Below are 14,899 nucleotides of genomic sequence, written 5' to 3'. Positions count from 1 at the left end.
CCCCACTCGCAGTGAGCCTGTGGACAACCCGCCCCCGGCCGAGGCCCGATGGCGGCCCTGACGAACGCCCGCACCACACGCTAGAGTCCCGCCACAGAGATGGTTACTGATCGGTAAGGGAGTGGTTATGCGGCTCGGCATCAATCTCGGCTACTGGGGCGCCGGCATGGACAGCGACAACCTCGCCGTCGCCCAGGAGGCCGACCGGCTCGGCTACGACGTCTGCTGGGCCGCCGAGGCGTACGGCTCCGACGTCCCCACGGTGCTGAGCTGGGTCGCCGCCCAGACGGAGAACATCGACATCGGTTCGGCGATCCTCCAGATCCCGGCCCGCCAGCCCGCGATGACGGCGATGACGGCCGCCACGCTGGACTCGCTCTCCGGCGGCCGGTTCCGTCTCGGCCTCGGGGTCTCCGGGCCGCAGGTCTCCGAGGGCTGGTACGGCGTCAAGTTCGACAAGCCGCTGGCCCGCACCCGTGAGTACGTCGAGATCGTCCGCCGCGCGATGTCCCGCGAGCGCCTCTCCTACGAAGGCGAGCACTGGACGCTGCCGCTGCCCGGCGGACCCGGAAAGGCCCTCAAGCTCACCGTCCACCCCGAGCGCGAGCACATCCCGCTCTACATCGCCGCGATCGGCCCCAAGAACCTTGAGCAGACAGGTGAGATCGCCGACGGCGCGCTGCTGATCTTCCCCTCGGCCGAGCATCTTGAGGAGACCGCGCTCAGGCATCTGCGCGCGGGCCGCGAGAAGGCCGGTCTGACCATGGACGGCTTCGACGTCTGCCCGACCCTGCCGATCGCGCTGGGCGACGACATCGAGGCGCTCGCGGACATGTTCCGCCCCTACACCGCGCTGTACGTGGGCGGTATGGGCAGCCGCAAGCAGAACTTCTACAACCAGCTCGCCCGGCGTATGGGATACGAGCGCGAGGCGGTCGAGATCCAGGACAGGTATCTGACCGGCGACAAGGAGGGCGCCGGGGCCGCCGTCCCGCACCAGCTGATCGACTCGACCACGCTGCTCGGCTCGGTGGAGCGGATCGCCGACCGGATGAAGGCGTACGACGCGGCCGGTGTCACGACGCTGACCCTGGCCCCCGCCGGCTTCACCCTCGACGAACGCCTCGCGGCCCTGCGCGCGGGCACCCAGGCCCTGGAACTGGCGGGTCTCGTCACCTGAGAGAGAAGGCGGAAGTCCGCAGCCGTGGTGGGGGCTCGGGGGGTCTTCCCCGCCACGGCCGTCGCAAAGGACAACGCCCCCGGCATCCACCGGGTTACGCATGCCCGTATACGTACGGACGTGCGCCCGCCCCTCCCTCGAACGGCCGATTCCGGTACCTGAGCTGTTGCCTGCTCCGCGGTGTCGCATTTGAATCCTTGTGCGGATGTCTGTGCGGACATCGGTATGGAGGTGGCATCCAATGCTCTCGGCCCGAGGCCTGTTCGAGGAAATCCTCGACAACGACGAGTCCTTTCAGCTCTTCTGCTCCATCGCGGCCAGCGGCGAGGCCCAGGGCGGCTGGGAGAACGGCCGTATCGCCGCCTTGGTGCCCGATGGAATGCGGGACCTCGCACCCAAGATCACGCGGCACGGCGCCGACGAGGACAAACACGGGCGGATCTTCCAGGCGATGCTGAAGAAGCGCGGTCTGGAGCCCGTCGACGTCCCGCCCGCCACCGACTACACGCTGCTGCTCGAACGGCGCGGTATCGGCCTCCCGCACGACAAACTGCGCCGCAACGACCCGCTGACGGAGCACGACATCGTCGTCTACCTCTCGCACAGCCGGGTCACCGAGCAGCGCGCCTCCGACCAGATGGAGTTGCTGCGGAAACACTTCGCGGACCACCCCGTCGTCGGCAAGGCCGTGCAGATGATCAGTGCCGACGAGGACAACCATCTGGCCTACTGCCACGAGGAGTTGCTGCGTCTCGCGCGCCAGGGCCACGGCCGCACCATCCACCGGGTGCTCCAGGAGAGCGCGCACGCCGAGATCCAGATCTACCGCGACGTGAGCATCGCCGTGATGGAGCACATGGGCCGCATCCTGCGCTGGCCCCGCCCCAAGGCGGCGCTGCTGACCGCGGGCATCCACGCCATGTACGGGGTGGAGCGGGCGGGCCGCTGGCGGCGGATGGTCAGCCTCAGCATGCCGGTGCGCCGCGACGCGCTGGGCGGTCCGGCGACCGCGCCCGCTTTCTGAGCCGTACGGCCCCGGAGCCGTGGAGCCCTGACCCGGCCGGCCCGCCGGCCGGATCAGAGCCAGCCGTTGCGCTTGAAGAGCCGGTGCAGGAAGGTCACCGCGCCCAGCATCACCGACAGCGCGGCCGGATAACCCCACACCTGCGCCAGCTCGGGCATGTGCTGGAAGTTCATGCCCCAGATCCCCGCGAGCAGCGTCGGCACGGCGGCCATCGCCGCCCAGGCGGAGATCTTGCGCATGTCGTCGTTCTGCCGGACGCCCATCTGCGCGAGATGGGCGTACAGGATGTCCGAGACCAGCCGGTCGAGGCCCTCCACCTGCTCGTTGACGCGCGTCAGATGATCGTCCACGTCCCGGAAGAACGGCTGCGACCTCTCCTTGACGAACGGCACCCCGGCGCGCGTGAGGCGCGAGATGGGCTCGGCCAGCGGCCCGGCCGCCCGGCGGAACTCCAGCACCTGCCGCTTGAAGGTGTAGATCCGCTCCGCCGTCGGCTGGCTGTCCGTCCTGCGGGCCCGGCCCGAACCGCCCTCGTTCGGCGAGAAGACCTGCGCCTCCAGCTCCTCCAGGTCGACCTGGAGCTCGTTGCCGACATCGATGTAGTGGTCGACCACCGCGTCACTCACCGCGTAGAGAACCGCGGTCGGACCGTGCCTGAGCACCTTGGGCTCCGACTCAAGGCGCATGCGTACGGCGTGCAGCGGCGCGCCCTCGCCGTGCCGGACGGTCACCACGAACGAGTCGCCGACGAAGACCATCAGCTCGCCGCTGGAGACGGTGTCCTGCTCGGAGTCGTACACGACCGGTTTGAGCACCATGAACAGCGAGTCGTCGTAGATCTCCAGCTTGGGCCGCTGATGGGCCTTGAGCGCGTCCTCGACGGCCAGCGGGTGCATGCCGAACTCGGTGCTGACGAGGTCGAACTCCTGCTCCGTCGGCTCATACAGCCCGACCCAGAGGAAGGCGTCCCCCTCGGCGCGCGCCTCGGCCAGCGCGTCGGACAGATCGGCGGGCCCGTCGGTGCGGCGCCCGTCGCGGTAGATGGCACGGTCGACGATCACCCCGTCCATATTCCCGGCCGAAGTGGTTCGACGCACGTCTGCCGCACCAGCGCCGCTCTCCCGGATCGGCCCGCTCCCCGCTCCCGGCCTCGCCGTCCGGGTGGCCGGCCCGCCTCTGCGCGCACCGTTTAGGCTGGCCGGCATGGCCACCCTGATCCTCGTACGGCACGGACGCTCCACCGCCAACACCTCGGGCGTCCTCGCCGGGCGGACGCCCGGCGTCGCGCTCGACGAGCAGGGCCTCGCGCAGGCCGCCGCCCTGCCGGGACGCCTCGCGGGCCTGCCGCTCGCCGCCGTCGTCAGCAGCCCGCTCCAGCGCTGTCTGGAGACGGTCCAGCCGCTCGTCGAGGCCCGCCCCGGTATCGGCACGCACCAGGAGGAGCGGATCAGCGAGTGCGACTACGGCGACTGGTCCGGGCGCAAACTCGCCGAGCTGGCCGACGACCCCCTGATGGCGGTCGTCCAGCAGCACCCCTCGTCCGCCGCCTTCCCCGGCGGTGAGTCGATGCGCGGCATGCAGGCACGCGCCGTCGACGCGGTACGGGACTGGAACGCCCGGGTCGAGGCCGAGCACGGCGAGGACGCCGTCTTCCTGATGTGCTCCCACGGAGACATCATCAAGTCCCTGGTCGCCGACGCGCTCGGCATGCATCTCGACCTCTTCCAGCGGATCCACGCCGACCCCTGCTCGGTCACCGCCATCCGGTACACCCGGCTGCGCCCCTTCCTGCTGCGGCTGGGGGAGACCGGTGACCTCGGTTCCCTGACCCCGCGTGAGAACGGCGCGGAGGGAAAGAAGGACAGCAGCGGTGAAGCCGTCGTGGGCGGCGGCACCGGCGCGGCGTGATCTCCGCGCGCAGTAGGGTGGACGGGCCGTCCGCGCCACCCCGGAGGTTCGCCCTCCGGGAGCCCCCGGCCCGCCCCATTCCGTCAATTCCCAAGGGAGACAGGACGTGTCCCGTCAGGTGTTCCTCTACGACCCGCCGGACCGCTTCGTGGCCGGTACGGTCGGGCTGCCTGGCCGCCGTACGTTCTTCCTCCAGGCATCCGCCTCGGGCCGCGTCACCAGCGTGGCCCTGGAGAAGACCCAGGTCGCCGCACTCGCCGAGCGCATAGATGAGCTGCTCGACGAGGTCGTGCGCCGTACGGGCGGCAACGCACCGGTGCCCGCCGTGGCCCCCACCGACGTCGCCGACGCCGCACCGCTCGACGCGCCCGTCGAGGAGGAGTTCCGGGTCGGCACCATGGCGCTGGCCTGGGACGGCGACGAACAGCGCATGATCGTCGAGGCCCAGGCCCTCGTCGAGCTCGACGCGGACACCGACGAAGACCTCGCGGACGCCGAGGAACGGCTGCTCCAGGACGAGGAGAACGGCCCGCCGATGCTCCGCGTCCGGCTCTCCGGCGCCCAGGCGAGGGCCTTCGCCAAACGTGCCCTGGACGTGGTCAACGCAGGCCGGCCGCCGTGCCCGCTGTGCAGTCTGCCGCTCGACCCGGAGGGACACGTATGCCCGCGCCAGAACGGATACCGCCGCGACGCATGAGCGTGACAGCGGTGGATCTGATCACCAAGGGCGAACTGACCGTACGGGGCCGGATCCGGGAGGCCTCCAACGCGGTGCTGTACTGCTCCGTGTCGTACGAGGGACAGGAAGCCTCCTGCGTCTACAAGCCCGTCGCCGGGGAGCAGCCGCTCTGGGACTTCCCCGACGGGACGCTCGCCCAGCGCGAGGTGGCCGCGTACGAGATCTCCGAGGTGACCGGCTGGGGTCTGGTACCGCCCACCGTGCTGCGTGACGGTCCGTACGGCGAAGGCATGTGCCAGCTCTGGATCGAGGCCGACGAGAGCGACACGGCGCCCCAACTCCTCGCCCTGGTCGAGGAGGAGGAGCCGGCGGAGGGCTGGAAGGCGATCGGCTTCGCCGAGGTCGGCGAGGGCCGCACCGCGCTGCTGGTGCACGCGGACGACCCACGGCTGCGGCGGCTCGCGGTGCTCGACGCGGTCATCAACAACGGCGACCGCAAGGGCGGCCATCTGCTGCCCGAGGCCGGGGGCCGGCTGTACGCGATCGACCACGGCGTCACCTTCAACGTGGACGACAAGCTGCGCACGCTTCTGTGGGGCTGGGCGGGGGAGCCGCTGCCCGCCGAGGCGGTGACCGTCCTGGACCGGCTGGCCGACGAGTTGGTCGAAGGCACCCCGCTCACCACCCGGTTGGCCGAACTCATCACACCGGCCGAGACCGAGGCCGTACGGTCCCGGGTCCAGGAGCTGCGCCGTACGGGAGTGCATCCGAAGCCGTCCGGGCAGTGGCCCGCGATCCCCTGGCCGCCGGTCTGATCCGGCCGCACAGGTACGTCCGGGCCGGTGTAGCGGCCATGCACCAACAGGCCGATCATGCAAGGGCGCGGAATCGGACAACAGCGCCGGTCCGGTTCGTAGCCGGAAGCAACGTCCGGTTACGCTCATGACATGCATGCCTGGCCCGCTTCCGACGTCCCCGCCCTGCCCGGCAAGGGCCGCGACCTCCGGATTCACGACACAGCGACCGGTGGCCCCGTCACCGTCGCCCCCGGACCCGTCGCCCGTATCTACGTCTGCGGCATCACGCCGTACGACGCGACGCACATCGGGCACGCCGCGACCTACAACGCGTTCGACCTCGTGCAGCGCGTCTGGCTCGACACCAAGCGGCAGATCCAGTACGTCCAGAACGTCACCGACATCGACGACCCGCTCCTCGAACGGGCGGCCCGCGACGGTGAGGACTGGACCGGGCTCGCGGAGCGTGAGACCGCCCTCTTCCGTGAGGACATGACGGCGCTGCGCATGCTGCCGCCGCAGCACTACATCGGAGCGGTGGAGGCGATACCGGGCATCGTGCCCCTCGTAGAGCGGCTCTGCGAGATCGGCGCCGCGTACGTACTGGAGGGCGACGTCTACTTCTCCGTCGAGGCCGACCCGCACTTCGGCGAGGTCTCCGGTCTCGACGCGGAAGCGATGCGGCTCCTCTCCGCCGAGCGCGGCGGCGACCCGGAACGCCCCGGCAAGAAGAACCCGCTCGACCCGATCCTCTGGCTGTCGGCCCGCGAGGGCGAGCCCAGCTGGGACGGCGGCAGCCTCGGCCACGGCCGGCCGGGCTGGCACATCGAGTGTGTGGCCATCGCCCTCGACCACCTCGGCATGGGCTTCGACGTCCAGGGCGGCGGCAGCGATCTGGCCTTCCCGCACCACGAGATGGGCGCCTCGCACGCACAGACGCTGACCGGCGTGCACCCGTTCGCCAAGACGTACGTGCACGCCGGGATGGTCGCGCTCGACGGCGAGAAGATGTCCAAGTCCAAGGGCAATCTGGTCTTCGTCTCCACCCTGCGTCACGAGGGCGTGGACCCGGCCGCGATCCGGCTCGCGCTGCTCGCGCACCACTACCGCTCCGACTGGGAGTGGACGGACGAGGTCCTCGAAACGGCGGTGGAGCGTCTGGCACGCTGGCGCGCCGCCGTGTCCCGTCCCGACGGCCCTCCGGCACAGGAACTGGTGGAAGAGGTCCGCGAGGCCCTGTCGAACGATCTGGACGCCCCGGCGGCACTGGCGGCGGTCGACCGCTGGGCCGCGCTCCAGGAGTCCACGGGGGGTACGGACGAAGGGGCGCCGGGAGTGGTGTCCCGCACGGTGGACGCGCTGCTGGGAGTGGCTCTCTAGGGCGTGCTGCGTGTGCCCGCCGCGGCGGGCACACGGTCCAGGGGCTGAGCGTGCCCACCGCGGCGCGCGCCAGGTACCCGGAGGCGCGGGCCATGTCCGCCGTCACGTCGTGGCCCGGCGCCTCGGGGGAGGGTGCGTTCACGCGCCCGTGATGTGCTGGTCCCCACCCGCCATGTACACCCGGGAGTTGTCGTGGGCCTCGGCCTTCATGACGACCGACCGGGTCCGGGCCTGTCCGCTCTCCGGGAGCGCCGGGGTGAGGTGCTCGTCCAGCAGGCGCTGGAGCTCGGCGGCGAGGCCGGGGGTTTCGCGCAGGAGGTCATGCGGATGCAGACGCCAGGCGCCGGTCAGTGTTTGCTCGGTGTCCTCGTCGTCGGCCTCTCGCGCGGCGAGCACCTGACCGCGCGGGACGTCGAGTTCGGCCCCGATCCGGTCGGCGCGCTCGGGGCGCGTCCTGCGCCACAGGCCGACCGTCGCGGCCCGGGCCTGCTGCCAGGCGTCCGTGGCCATGGCGCTCACGAGCGCGGTTCCCGCTGCCAGCACGATCGGGTCCATCATGAGCCCCCCCGCGGACGATGGTGTGCTGAGTGTGTGCCAGTGATCCGGGACTCACTGTGGATCGGGTTCGCGGAGGGTTCTGAGAACCCATCAGTTCGTGACGGAACCGAGGCCACGACGGCCGGGGCGGGCCGGGTCCCGGGCCTCGCGACCCGGGACCGCGCTCAGTCGTCCGAGGAATCCTCGTCGTTGCCGTTCGTGTCGCCGTTCCCCTTGCCCGGACCCGGCTCCCGGTCCGGGCCGGTGCCCGGCTCGGGTCCGGCGCCGGTGTCGGGGCCGGTGCGGGGAGGGCGTGGCGGGCGGCCGCGGCCGGGCCCCGACGTGTCGCGCAGATACGTCCCCGAGCCCTCGCCCGTCTCCGTGGCGTGCCCGCCGGGCGACTGGCCGGGACCGCCGTCACGCCGGCGCAGATACCGCTCGAACTCCCGCGCGATGGCCTCGCCCGACGCCTCCGGCAGCTCCGCGGTGTCGCGCGCCTCCTCCAGCGACTGGACGTACTCCGCCACCTCGCTGTCCTCGGCGGCCAGTTGGTCGACCCCCAGCTGCCACGCCCGCGCGTCCTCCGCCAGTTCGCCCAGCGGGATCCGCAGCCCGATCAGATCCTCCAGCCGGTTCAGCAGGGCCAGCGTCGCCTTCGGGTTGGGCGGCTGCGAGACGTAGTGCGGTACGGCGGCCCAGAGGCTCACCGCAGGCACACCCGCGTGCGTGCACGCCTCCTGGAGGATGCCGACGATGCCGGTCGGGCCCTCGTACCGGGTCTCCTCCAGGTCCATCGTCCTGGCCAGGTCCGCGTCCGAGGTCACGCCGCTGACCGGCACCGGGCGGGTGTGCGGGGTGTCGCCGAGCAGCGCGCCCAGGATCACCACCATCTCCACGCCCAGCTCATGGGCGAAGCCCAGGATCTCGTTGCAGAAGGAGCGCCAGCGCATGGACGGTTCGATCCCGCGGACCAGCACCAGGTCACGGGGTTTCTCGCCGCCGACCCGGACCACGGAGAGCCGGGTCGTGGGCCAGACGATCTTCCGCGCTCCGCCGTCCAGATAGACCGTGGGCCGGTTGACCTGGAAGTCGTAGTAGTCCTCGGCGTCCAGCGCCGCGAACACCTCGCCCTTCCACTCCCGGTCCAGATGTCCGACCGCGGTGGACGCCGCGTCGCCGGCGTCGTTCCAGCCCTCGAACGCGGCCACCATGACCGGGTCGATCAGCTCGGGTACCCCCTCGAGCTCGATCACCCAGGCCTCCTTCCGAAGTGTGCTCTGAACGTACGGACCAACCTTACGGCTTCTCAGCTACCGTCCCGCAGCCCCCATGCACGCGTGGGTGAACTTCCGCGTCGCTGGGCATGGCTGGGGATGCCGATCCGGGAATCAGAGAATTCATCCGAGCTGTAACCGTAAATTTCGTTCCGCCCCTGGACGTTTACCCCTCAACGACGCTATACATCGGATGACCGAAGAGGTCCGATGTTCTTCTCAGGGGGCGTGCAGTGAGTCAGACCGTCACAGAGTTCGGGGTACACGACATCCGCTTCCCCACCTCGGAACAGCTCGACGGCTCGGACGCCATGAACCCCGACCCCGACTACTCCGCGGCATATGTGGTCCTGCGCACCGACGAGGGCGCCGAGGGCCACGGTTTCTGCTTCACCATAGGCCGTGGCAACGACGTGCTCGCCGCCGCCATCGAGGCACTGCGGCCGTACGTGGTCGGCCGCCGGGCACCGCGTACCGCCGCCGATCTCGCCGCGCTCCACATCGAGCTCACCCATGACTCGCAGCTGCGCTGGCTCGGCCCGGAGAAGGGCGTCATGCACATGGCCGCGGGCGCGGTCATCAACGCCGCGTGGGACCTCGCCGCCAAGGCGGCGGGCCTGCCCGTCTGGGAGTTCCTGGCCGGCATGACGCCCGAGGAGCTCGTCTCGCTCGTCGACTTCCGCTATCTCACCGACGCCCTCACCCCGGCCGAGGCGCTGGAGATCCTGCGCGCCGCCGAGCCCGGCCGCGCCGAGCGCGCCGCCCGGCTGCGCGCCGAGGGCTACCCCGCGTACACCACCTCGCCCGGCTGGCTCGGCTACGACGACAACAAGCTCGTCACCCTCGCCGAACAGGCCGTCGCCGACGGATTCCAGCAGATCAAGCTCAAGGTGGGCGGCGACCTGGACGACGACGTACGGCGGATGAAGCTGGCCCGCGCGGCGGTCGGCCCCGACATCCGTATCGCCGTCGACGCCAACCAGCGCTGGGACGTGCCCGACGCGATCCGCTGGATGACCGCGCTGGCCCCGCACGAGCCGCACTGGATCGAGGAGCCCACCAGCCCCGACGACATCCTCGGCCACGCCGCCGTCCGGGCCGGCCAGCCGGTCAAGGTCGCCACCGGCGAACACGTCGCCAACCGCGTCGTGTTCAAGCAGCTGCTCCAGGCCGAGGCCGTCGACTTCGTCCAGATCGACGCCGCGCGCGTCGCCGGCGTCAACGAGAACCTGGCGATCCTGCTCCTCGCCGCCAAGTACGGCAAGCCGGTCTGCCCGCACGCGGGCGGGGTCGGACTGTGCGAACTGGTCCAGCATCTGGCCATGTTCGACTACGTTGCCGTCTCGGGCACCTGGGAGGACCGTGTGATCGAATACGTCGACCACCTCCACGAGCACTTCACCGACCCCGTGGTGATCGACTCCGGCCGCTACGTCGCGCCGGGCGCCCCGGGCTTCTCCGCGCGGATGCACCCGGAGTCGATGGCCGCGCACCGCTATCCGGAAGGGCCCGTCTGGCAGGCCCGCCGCACCACCGAGGAGGTCAACTCATGACCGCGGCACAGGACACAGGAGACTTCGCGGGCCTGGGCGCCCTCGTCACCGGCGGCGCGTCCGGCATCGGGGCGGCCATCGCGACCCTGCTGCTCGCGCGCGGCGCGCGCGTCGCCGTACTCGACCGGGACACCGCGTCGGCCCCCGCGGGCACTCTGGCGCTCAAGGCCGACGTGACCGACGACGACGCCGTCCGTGCGGCGGTCGACGCGGCCGCCGCCGAGTTCGGCGCCCTGCACACCGTGGTCTCCAACGCCGGGATCGGCGCCATCGGCACCGTCACCGACAACGACGACGCGGAATGGCTGCGGGTCCTCGACATCAACGTCCTCGGCATGGTCCGCACCGCGCGCCACGCCCTGCCCCATCTGCGGCGCGCCGCCACCGACCGGCCCGGCTGCGTCTCGATCACCCACACCTGCTCCATCGCCGCCACGGCGGGGCTGCCGCAGCGCGCCCTGTACAGCGCCAGCAAGGGCGCGGTGCAGTCGCTGACCCTCGCGATGGCCGCCGACCACATCCGTGAAGGCGTACGCGTCAACTGCGTCAACCCCGGTACCGCGGACACCCCCTGGGTCGGCCGCCTGCTCGACCAGGCACCCGACCCGGTGGCCGAACGCGCCGCCCTCGAAGCGCGCCAGCCCACGGGCCGGCTGGTCAGCGCGGACGAGGTCGCCGCGGCGGTCGCCTACCTCGCCAGCCCCGCCGCCGCCGCCGTCACGGGCACGGCGCTCGCGGTCGACGGCGGAATGCAGGGCCTTCGTCTGCGCCCCGCCACGCCCTGAGTTTGAGCCTGAGCCGACACTCATCCAAGGACGGAAAAACCATGCTGCGACACCCTGTGGGGCGATCCCCACGCACGGTACTGCGTACGAGCGCCGCGGCCTGTGCCGCGCTGCTCGCCGTCACGGCCCTCGCGGGCTGCAACCGTGACTCGGAGAGCGGAGACGGCGGTGGCGGCAAGGTCGGCATCGACCTGCCGCGCAGTGACAGCGACTTCTGGAACTCCTACCAGCAGTACATCGAGTCCGGCGTCAAGGACGAGGAGATCGACGCGCTGTCGCTGACCAACTCGCAGAACGACATCGGCAAGCTCGTCTCCAACGTCCAGGCATTCACCGACCAGGGTGCCAAGGCCGTGGTCATGGCCCCGCAGGACACCGGCGCGATAGCCGAGACGCTGGCCGAGCTGAACGAGAAGAAGATCCCCGTCGTCAGCGTCGACACCCGCCCCGACAAGGGCGACGTCTACATGGTCGTGCGGGCCGACAACCGCGCGTACGGCCAGAAGGCCTGCGAGTACCTCGGCGAGCAGCTGGGCGGCAAGGGCAAGGTCGCCGAGTTCCAGGGCGACCTCTCCTCCATCAACGGCCGTGACCGCTCGGAGGCGTTCAAGAGCTGCATGGACGAGAAGTTCCCCGACATCGAGGTGTTCGAGCTCGCCACCGAGTGGAAGGGTGAGGTGGCGTCGGCCAAGCTCCAGTCCACGCTCGCCGCGCACCCGGACCTGAACGGCATCTACATGCAGGCGGGCGGCGTCTTCCTGCAGCCCACCCTCGCCCTCCTGGAGCAGAAGAAGCTCCTCAAGCCGGCGGGGGAGAAGGGCCACATCACGATCATCTCCAACGACGGCATCCCGGAGGAGCTGGACGCGATCCGGGAGGGCAAGATCGACGCCACCGTCTCGCAGCCGGCCGACCTGTACGCCAAGTACGCGCTGTACTACGCGAAGGAGGCGCTGGCCGGGAAGACCCCCAAGGAGGGTCCGACCGACCACGACTCCAACATCATCAAGATCCCGAACGGTTACGAGGACCAGCTTCCCGCGCCCCTGGTGACCAAGGAGAACGTGGACGACAAGGCGCTGTGGGCCAACCAGCTGGAGAAGAAGAGCTAACCATGAACCAGGCCCAGGCACCTGCGGCCGGGGCGCCGGCAGCGGCGGCGCCCGCCGTCCACGCGGAGGGCATCGTCAAGCGCTTCGGTCCCACCGTGGCGCTCGACGGTGTCCGGCTGACCGTCGCGCCGGGCGAGTCCCACGCACTCGTCGGGCGCAACGGCGCCGGCAAGTCCACCCTCGTCAGCGTCCTCACCGGACTCCACGAGGCCGACGCGGGAAAGGTGAGCTTCGGCGGCGAACCGGCGCCCGCCTTCGGCGACATCTCGGCCTGGCAGTCCAAGGTCGCCTGCGTCTACCAGAAGTCGATGGTCGTACCCGACCTGACCGTCGCCGAGAATCTCTTCCTCAACAACTACGGCCTGGACAGGGAAGGTTCAGGGATCGGCGGGCGCCTGATCAGCTGGCGCCGGCTGCGTACCCGCGCCGAGGAGCTGCTCGCCGAGTACGGCGTCAGCGTCGACCCGAACGCGCGGGCCAAGGATCTCGCCGTCGAGCAGCGGCAGTTCGTGGAGATCGCCCGCGCCCTGTCGTTCGGCGCCCGGCTGATCATCCTGGACGAGCCCACCGCCCAGCTCGACGCCCGCGGCATCGACAGCCTCTTCGAGAAGCTCCGTGACCTCCAGAGCCAGGGGGTGGCGTTCCTCTTCATCTCGCACCACCTCCAGGAGGTGTACGAGCTGTGCAGCACCGTCACCGTCTACCGAGACGCCCGCCACGTCCTGACCGCGCCGGTCGCCGATCTGGCCAAGGCGGACCTGGTGACGGCAATGACGGGCGACGCGGCGAGCTCGGCGGCCGACTGGCACGCCGCGCACGCGGTGGCGCCGGACCTGACGGTGGCGCCCATCCTGACCACCGAACGGCTCGCCCTGGAGGGCGAGTTCGACCCGCTCGACCTGGAAGTGCGGCCCGGTGAGGTACTCGGCGTGGCCGGGGCCGCGGCCAGCGGCAACACCGCGCTGGGCGAGATCCTGGTCGGCATGCGGAAGGCGACGGCAGGCCGGATCGCGGTACGCGACCGGACGGTCAGACCGGGCAGTGTCCCGGACTCGCTGGACGCCGGGATCGGCTACATCCCCGAGGACCGGCACCTCCAGGGGCTCGTCCTGGACCGCAGTGTCGCCGAGAACGCCACACTCACGGTCGCCGACCAGCTCGGCCCGTGGGGGACCGTACTGCCCTCCCGTACGCGGGAGTTCGCCCGGTCGATGATCGCCTCGCTGGACATCAAGACGACGGGGCCCGAGCAGCCGGTCTCGGGCCTCTCCGGCGGCAATCAGCAGAAGGTGGTCGTCGCGCGGGCGCTGGCCCGCGCGCCCAGCGTGCTGGTGGCCCTGCGCCCCACGGCGGGCGTCGACGTCAAGTCGAAGGATTCGCTGCTCGGCGTCGTACGCCGGGTGGCCGACGAAGGAAACGCGGCCGTGATCATCTCCGACGAGCTGGATGATCTGCGGGTCTGCGATCGCGTACTGGCCCTGTTCCACGGGCGAGTGGTGGCAACGTTCGGGAGCGGGTGGACCGACCGGGAACTGGTCGCCGCCATGGAAGGTGTGGGGGAGAACCGATGACGGAGACGATACGTCCGCCGGCGCTCGACAAGGAGCGCACCGACGACCACCCGCTGAGCCGGCTGAAGCTCATCAGGTGGAGCGACTTCTCGCTCGTGCCGGTGATCCTGGTGCTGATGGTGATCGGCTTCATCGTCTCGCCGGTCTTCCTCACCTCCAACAACCTGATCAGTGTGGTCCAGCAGTCGTCCGAGCTGAGCCTGCTGGTGCTCGGCCAGGCACTGATTCTGATCTGTGGCCGGATGGACCTGTCGCTGGAGTCGACCATCGGCATCGCGCCGGTCATCGCCATGTGGATGGTGCTGCCGGGCGAGGGCGGCCGGTTCGCCGGTCTGGATCTGCTGCCCGTCTGGTCGGCCATCCCGCTGTGTCTGCTGGTCGGCCTGGTCGTCGGCGTGATCAACGGCTTCCTGATCCTGAAGCTGCGGGTCAACGGGTTCATCGCCACCCTCGGCATGCTCACGATGCTGCGCGGTCTCCAGATCGGTATCACCGAGGGCAAGTCGATCACCGATGTCCCGGAGTCCTTCCGCTACCTCGGCAAGACCGACTGGCTGGGGGCGCCCGCCGCCGTCTGGATCTGTCTGGCGCTCTTCGCGATCGGCGGCGCCTCGCTCGCCTGGCTGCGGCACGGGCGTTCGCTGTACGCCATCGGCGGCAACCCGGAGGCCGCGCGCGCCGCCGGTGTCCGGGTGGACCGGATCACCTGGATCGTGCTCGCCATCGGCGGTGTGCTCGCCGCCTTCGCCGGCGTCCTGTACACCGGCCACTACGGCTCCGTCGCGGCGACCCAGGGCAACGGCTGGATCTTCCAGGTCTTCGCGGCCGCCGTGATCGGCGGCATCAGCCTCAAGGGCGGGCGCGGCACGCTCTTCGGCGCGCTCACCGGTGTGCTGACGCTTCAGCTGGTGGTGAACGTGATGACGCTGGGCGGGGTGCCGGCGCTCTGGAACCAGTTCCTGAACGGCGCGATCATCATCGTCGCCCTTGTCATCTCGCGGTTCGCGAGCGGCGAGAAGCAGGACTGACCGGCCGGGGACACGGCCACGGGCCTGCGCCGGAACGGATATCCGTTCCGGCGCAGGCCCGTGGCCGTGTC

Annotated in this window: 14 protein-coding genes; 11 read left to right on the top strand and 3 right to left on the bottom strand. The window is 70.7% G+C overall.

Going from position 1 to position 14,899, the window contains the following annotated elements:
• Positions 1–127: 127 nt before the first annotated feature.
• Together IEY79_RS28140 and IEY79_RS28135 are read left to right on the top strand one after the other, a co-directional pair.
• On the top strand, positions 128–1,180 hold the full coding sequence (locus IEY79_RS28140) for an LLM class F420-dependent oxidoreductase (RefSeq protein WP_189110434.1): 1,053 nt from the start codon (positions 128–130) through the stop codon (positions 1,178–1,180).
• A 241-nt stretch (positions 1,181–1,421) separates the two neighbouring features.
• Positions 1,422–2,204: a ferritin-like domain-containing protein gene (locus IEY79_RS28135; protein WP_189110433.1), complete on the top strand. Its 783-nt coding sequence runs from the start codon at positions 1,422–1,424 to the stop codon at positions 2,202–2,204.
• Between the two features lie 53 nt (positions 2,205–2,257).
• Here the strand turns inward: IEY79_RS28135 and IEY79_RS28130 are convergent, their stop codons facing one another.
• Complete coding sequence (locus IEY79_RS28130; protein ID WP_189110494.1) at positions 2,258–3,274, bottom strand: magnesium and cobalt transport protein CorA; 1,017 nt, start codon at positions 3,272–3,274, stop codon at positions 2,258–2,260.
• 133 nt (positions 3,275–3,407) lie between these two features.
• On the opposite strand from IEY79_RS28130, the gene IEY79_RS28125 reads away from it, so the two are divergent.
• The 4 genes from IEY79_RS28125 to mshC all read left to right on the top strand — a co-directional run bounded on the left by IEY79_RS28125 (position 3,408) and on the right by mshC (position 6,968).
• Positions 3,408–4,112 (top strand): histidine phosphatase family protein, encoded by a 705-nt coding sequence (locus tag IEY79_RS28125; RefSeq protein WP_189110432.1) that lies wholly within the window; start codon positions 3,408–3,410, stop codon positions 4,110–4,112.
• 106 nt (positions 4,113–4,218) lie between these two features.
• A complete protein-coding gene (locus IEY79_RS28120) occupies positions 4,219–4,809 on the top strand; it encodes a DUF3090 domain-containing protein (RefSeq protein WP_078078138.1) in 591 nt (196 codons plus the stop codon).
• Positions 4,773–5,606, top strand: coding sequence for an SCO1664 family protein (locus IEY79_RS28115; RefSeq protein WP_189110431.1), 834 nt, complete (start codon positions 4,773–4,775; stop codon positions 5,604–5,606). The genes IEY79_RS28120 and IEY79_RS28115 overlap by 37 nt, the downstream gene beginning before the upstream one ends.
• Before the next feature lie 132 nt (positions 5,607–5,738).
• The gene (gene mshC / locus IEY79_RS28110) at positions 5,739–6,968 is read left to right on the top strand and encodes a cysteine--1-D-myo-inosityl 2-amino-2-deoxy-alpha-D-glucopyranoside ligase (RefSeq protein WP_189110430.1); all 1,230 of its coding nucleotides are present in this window, start codon (positions 5,739–5,741) and stop codon (positions 6,966–6,968) included.
• 138 nt (positions 6,969–7,106) lie between these two features.
• On the opposite strand, the gene IEY79_RS28105 is transcribed toward mshC, so the two are convergent.
• The gene (locus IEY79_RS28105; RefSeq protein ID WP_189110429.1) at positions 7,107–7,526 is read right to left on the bottom strand and encodes a hypothetical protein; all 420 of its coding nucleotides are present in this window, start codon (positions 7,524–7,526) and stop codon (positions 7,107–7,109) included.
• A 164-nt stretch (positions 7,527–7,690) separates the two neighbouring features.
• A complete protein-coding gene (locus IEY79_RS28100) occupies positions 7,691–8,758 on the bottom strand; it encodes a PAC2 family protein (protein WP_189110428.1) in 1,068 nt (355 codons plus the stop codon).
• Positions 8,759–9,012: 254 nt separating this feature from the next.
• Between IEY79_RS28100 and IEY79_RS28095 the strand changes: the two genes are divergently transcribed.
• Genes IEY79_RS28095 through IEY79_RS28075 form a run of 5 tightly spaced genes read left to right on the top strand, consistent with a single transcriptional unit; the run spans position 9,013 to position 14,828 of the window.
• Positions 9,013–10,332: an enolase C-terminal domain-like protein gene (locus IEY79_RS28095; RefSeq protein WP_189110427.1), complete on the top strand. Its 1,320-nt coding sequence runs from the start codon at positions 9,013–9,015 to the stop codon at positions 10,330–10,332.
• A complete protein-coding gene (locus IEY79_RS28090) occupies positions 10,329–11,117 on the top strand; it encodes an SDR family NAD(P)-dependent oxidoreductase (RefSeq protein WP_189110426.1) in 789 nt (262 codons plus the stop codon). Before IEY79_RS28095 ends, IEY79_RS28090 begins: the two co-directional genes overlap by 4 nt.
• A 41-nt stretch (positions 11,118–11,158) precedes the next feature.
• Positions 11,159–12,229, top strand: a complete 1,071-nt coding sequence (locus tag IEY79_RS28085; protein ID WP_189110425.1) for a sugar ABC transporter substrate-binding protein — start codon at positions 11,159–11,161, stop codon at positions 12,227–12,229.
• A 2-nt stretch (positions 12,230–12,231) separates the two neighbouring features.
• Positions 12,232–13,800: a sugar ABC transporter ATP-binding protein gene (locus IEY79_RS28080; protein WP_189110424.1), complete on the top strand. Its 1,569-nt coding sequence runs from the start codon at positions 12,232–12,234 to the stop codon at positions 13,798–13,800.
• Positions 13,797–14,828 (top strand): ABC transporter permease, encoded by a 1,032-nt coding sequence (locus IEY79_RS28075; RefSeq protein WP_189110423.1) that lies wholly within the window; start codon positions 13,797–13,799, stop codon positions 14,826–14,828. Before IEY79_RS28080 ends, IEY79_RS28075 begins: the two co-directional genes overlap by 4 nt.
• Positions 14,829–14,899 lie beyond the last annotated feature (71 nt).

Origin of the sequence: Streptomyces camponoticapitis (genome assembly GCF_014646115.1) — a bacterium.
GTDB classification, from domain to species: Bacteria; Actinomycetota; Actinomycetes; order Streptomycetales; family Streptomycetaceae; genus Streptomyces; species Streptomyces camponoticapitis.
Note: the sequence above shows the minus strand (reverse complement) of the source record. Positions and strands in the feature narration are given on the sequence as shown.

What these genes read in the sequence shown, in the direction of transcription:
- IEY79_RS28140 (WP_189110434.1), top strand. Translation starts at nt 128, where the DNA reads ATGCGGCTCGGCATCAATCTCGGCTACTGGGGCGCCGGCATGGACAGC.
- IEY79_RS28135 (WP_189110433.1), top strand. Translation starts at nt 1,422, where the DNA reads ATGCTCTCGGCCCGAGGCCTGTTCGAGGAAATCCTCGACAACGACGAG.
- IEY79_RS28130 (WP_189110494.1), bottom strand. Translation starts at nt 3,274, where the DNA reads ATGGACGGGGTGATCGTCGACCGTGCCATCTACCGCGACGGGCGCCGC.
- IEY79_RS28125 (WP_189110432.1), top strand. Translation starts at nt 3,408, where the DNA reads ATGGCCACCCTGATCCTCGTACGGCACGGACGCTCCACCGCCAACACC.
- IEY79_RS28115 (WP_189110431.1), top strand. Translation starts at nt 4,773, where the DNA reads ATGCCCGCGCCAGAACGGATACCGCCGCGACGCATGAGCGTGACAGCG.
- mshC (WP_189110430.1), top strand. Translation starts at nt 5,739, where the DNA reads ATGCATGCCTGGCCCGCTTCCGACGTCCCCGCCCTGCCCGGCAAGGGC.
- IEY79_RS28105 (WP_189110429.1), bottom strand. Translation starts at nt 7,526, where the DNA reads ATGATGGACCCGATCGTGCTGGCAGCGGGAACCGCGCTCGTGAGCGCC.
- IEY79_RS28090 (WP_189110426.1), top strand. Translation starts at nt 10,329, where the DNA reads ATGACCGCGGCACAGGACACAGGAGACTTCGCGGGCCTGGGCGCCCTC.
- IEY79_RS28085 (WP_189110425.1), top strand. Translation starts at nt 11,159, where the DNA reads ATGCTGCGACACCCTGTGGGGCGATCCCCACGCACGGTACTGCGTACG.
- IEY79_RS28080 (WP_189110424.1), top strand. Translation starts at nt 12,232, where the DNA reads ATGAACCAGGCCCAGGCACCTGCGGCCGGGGCGCCGGCAGCGGCGGCG.
- IEY79_RS28075 (WP_189110423.1), top strand. Translation starts at nt 13,797, where the DNA reads ATGACGGAGACGATACGTCCGCCGGCGCTCGACAAGGAGCGCACCGAC.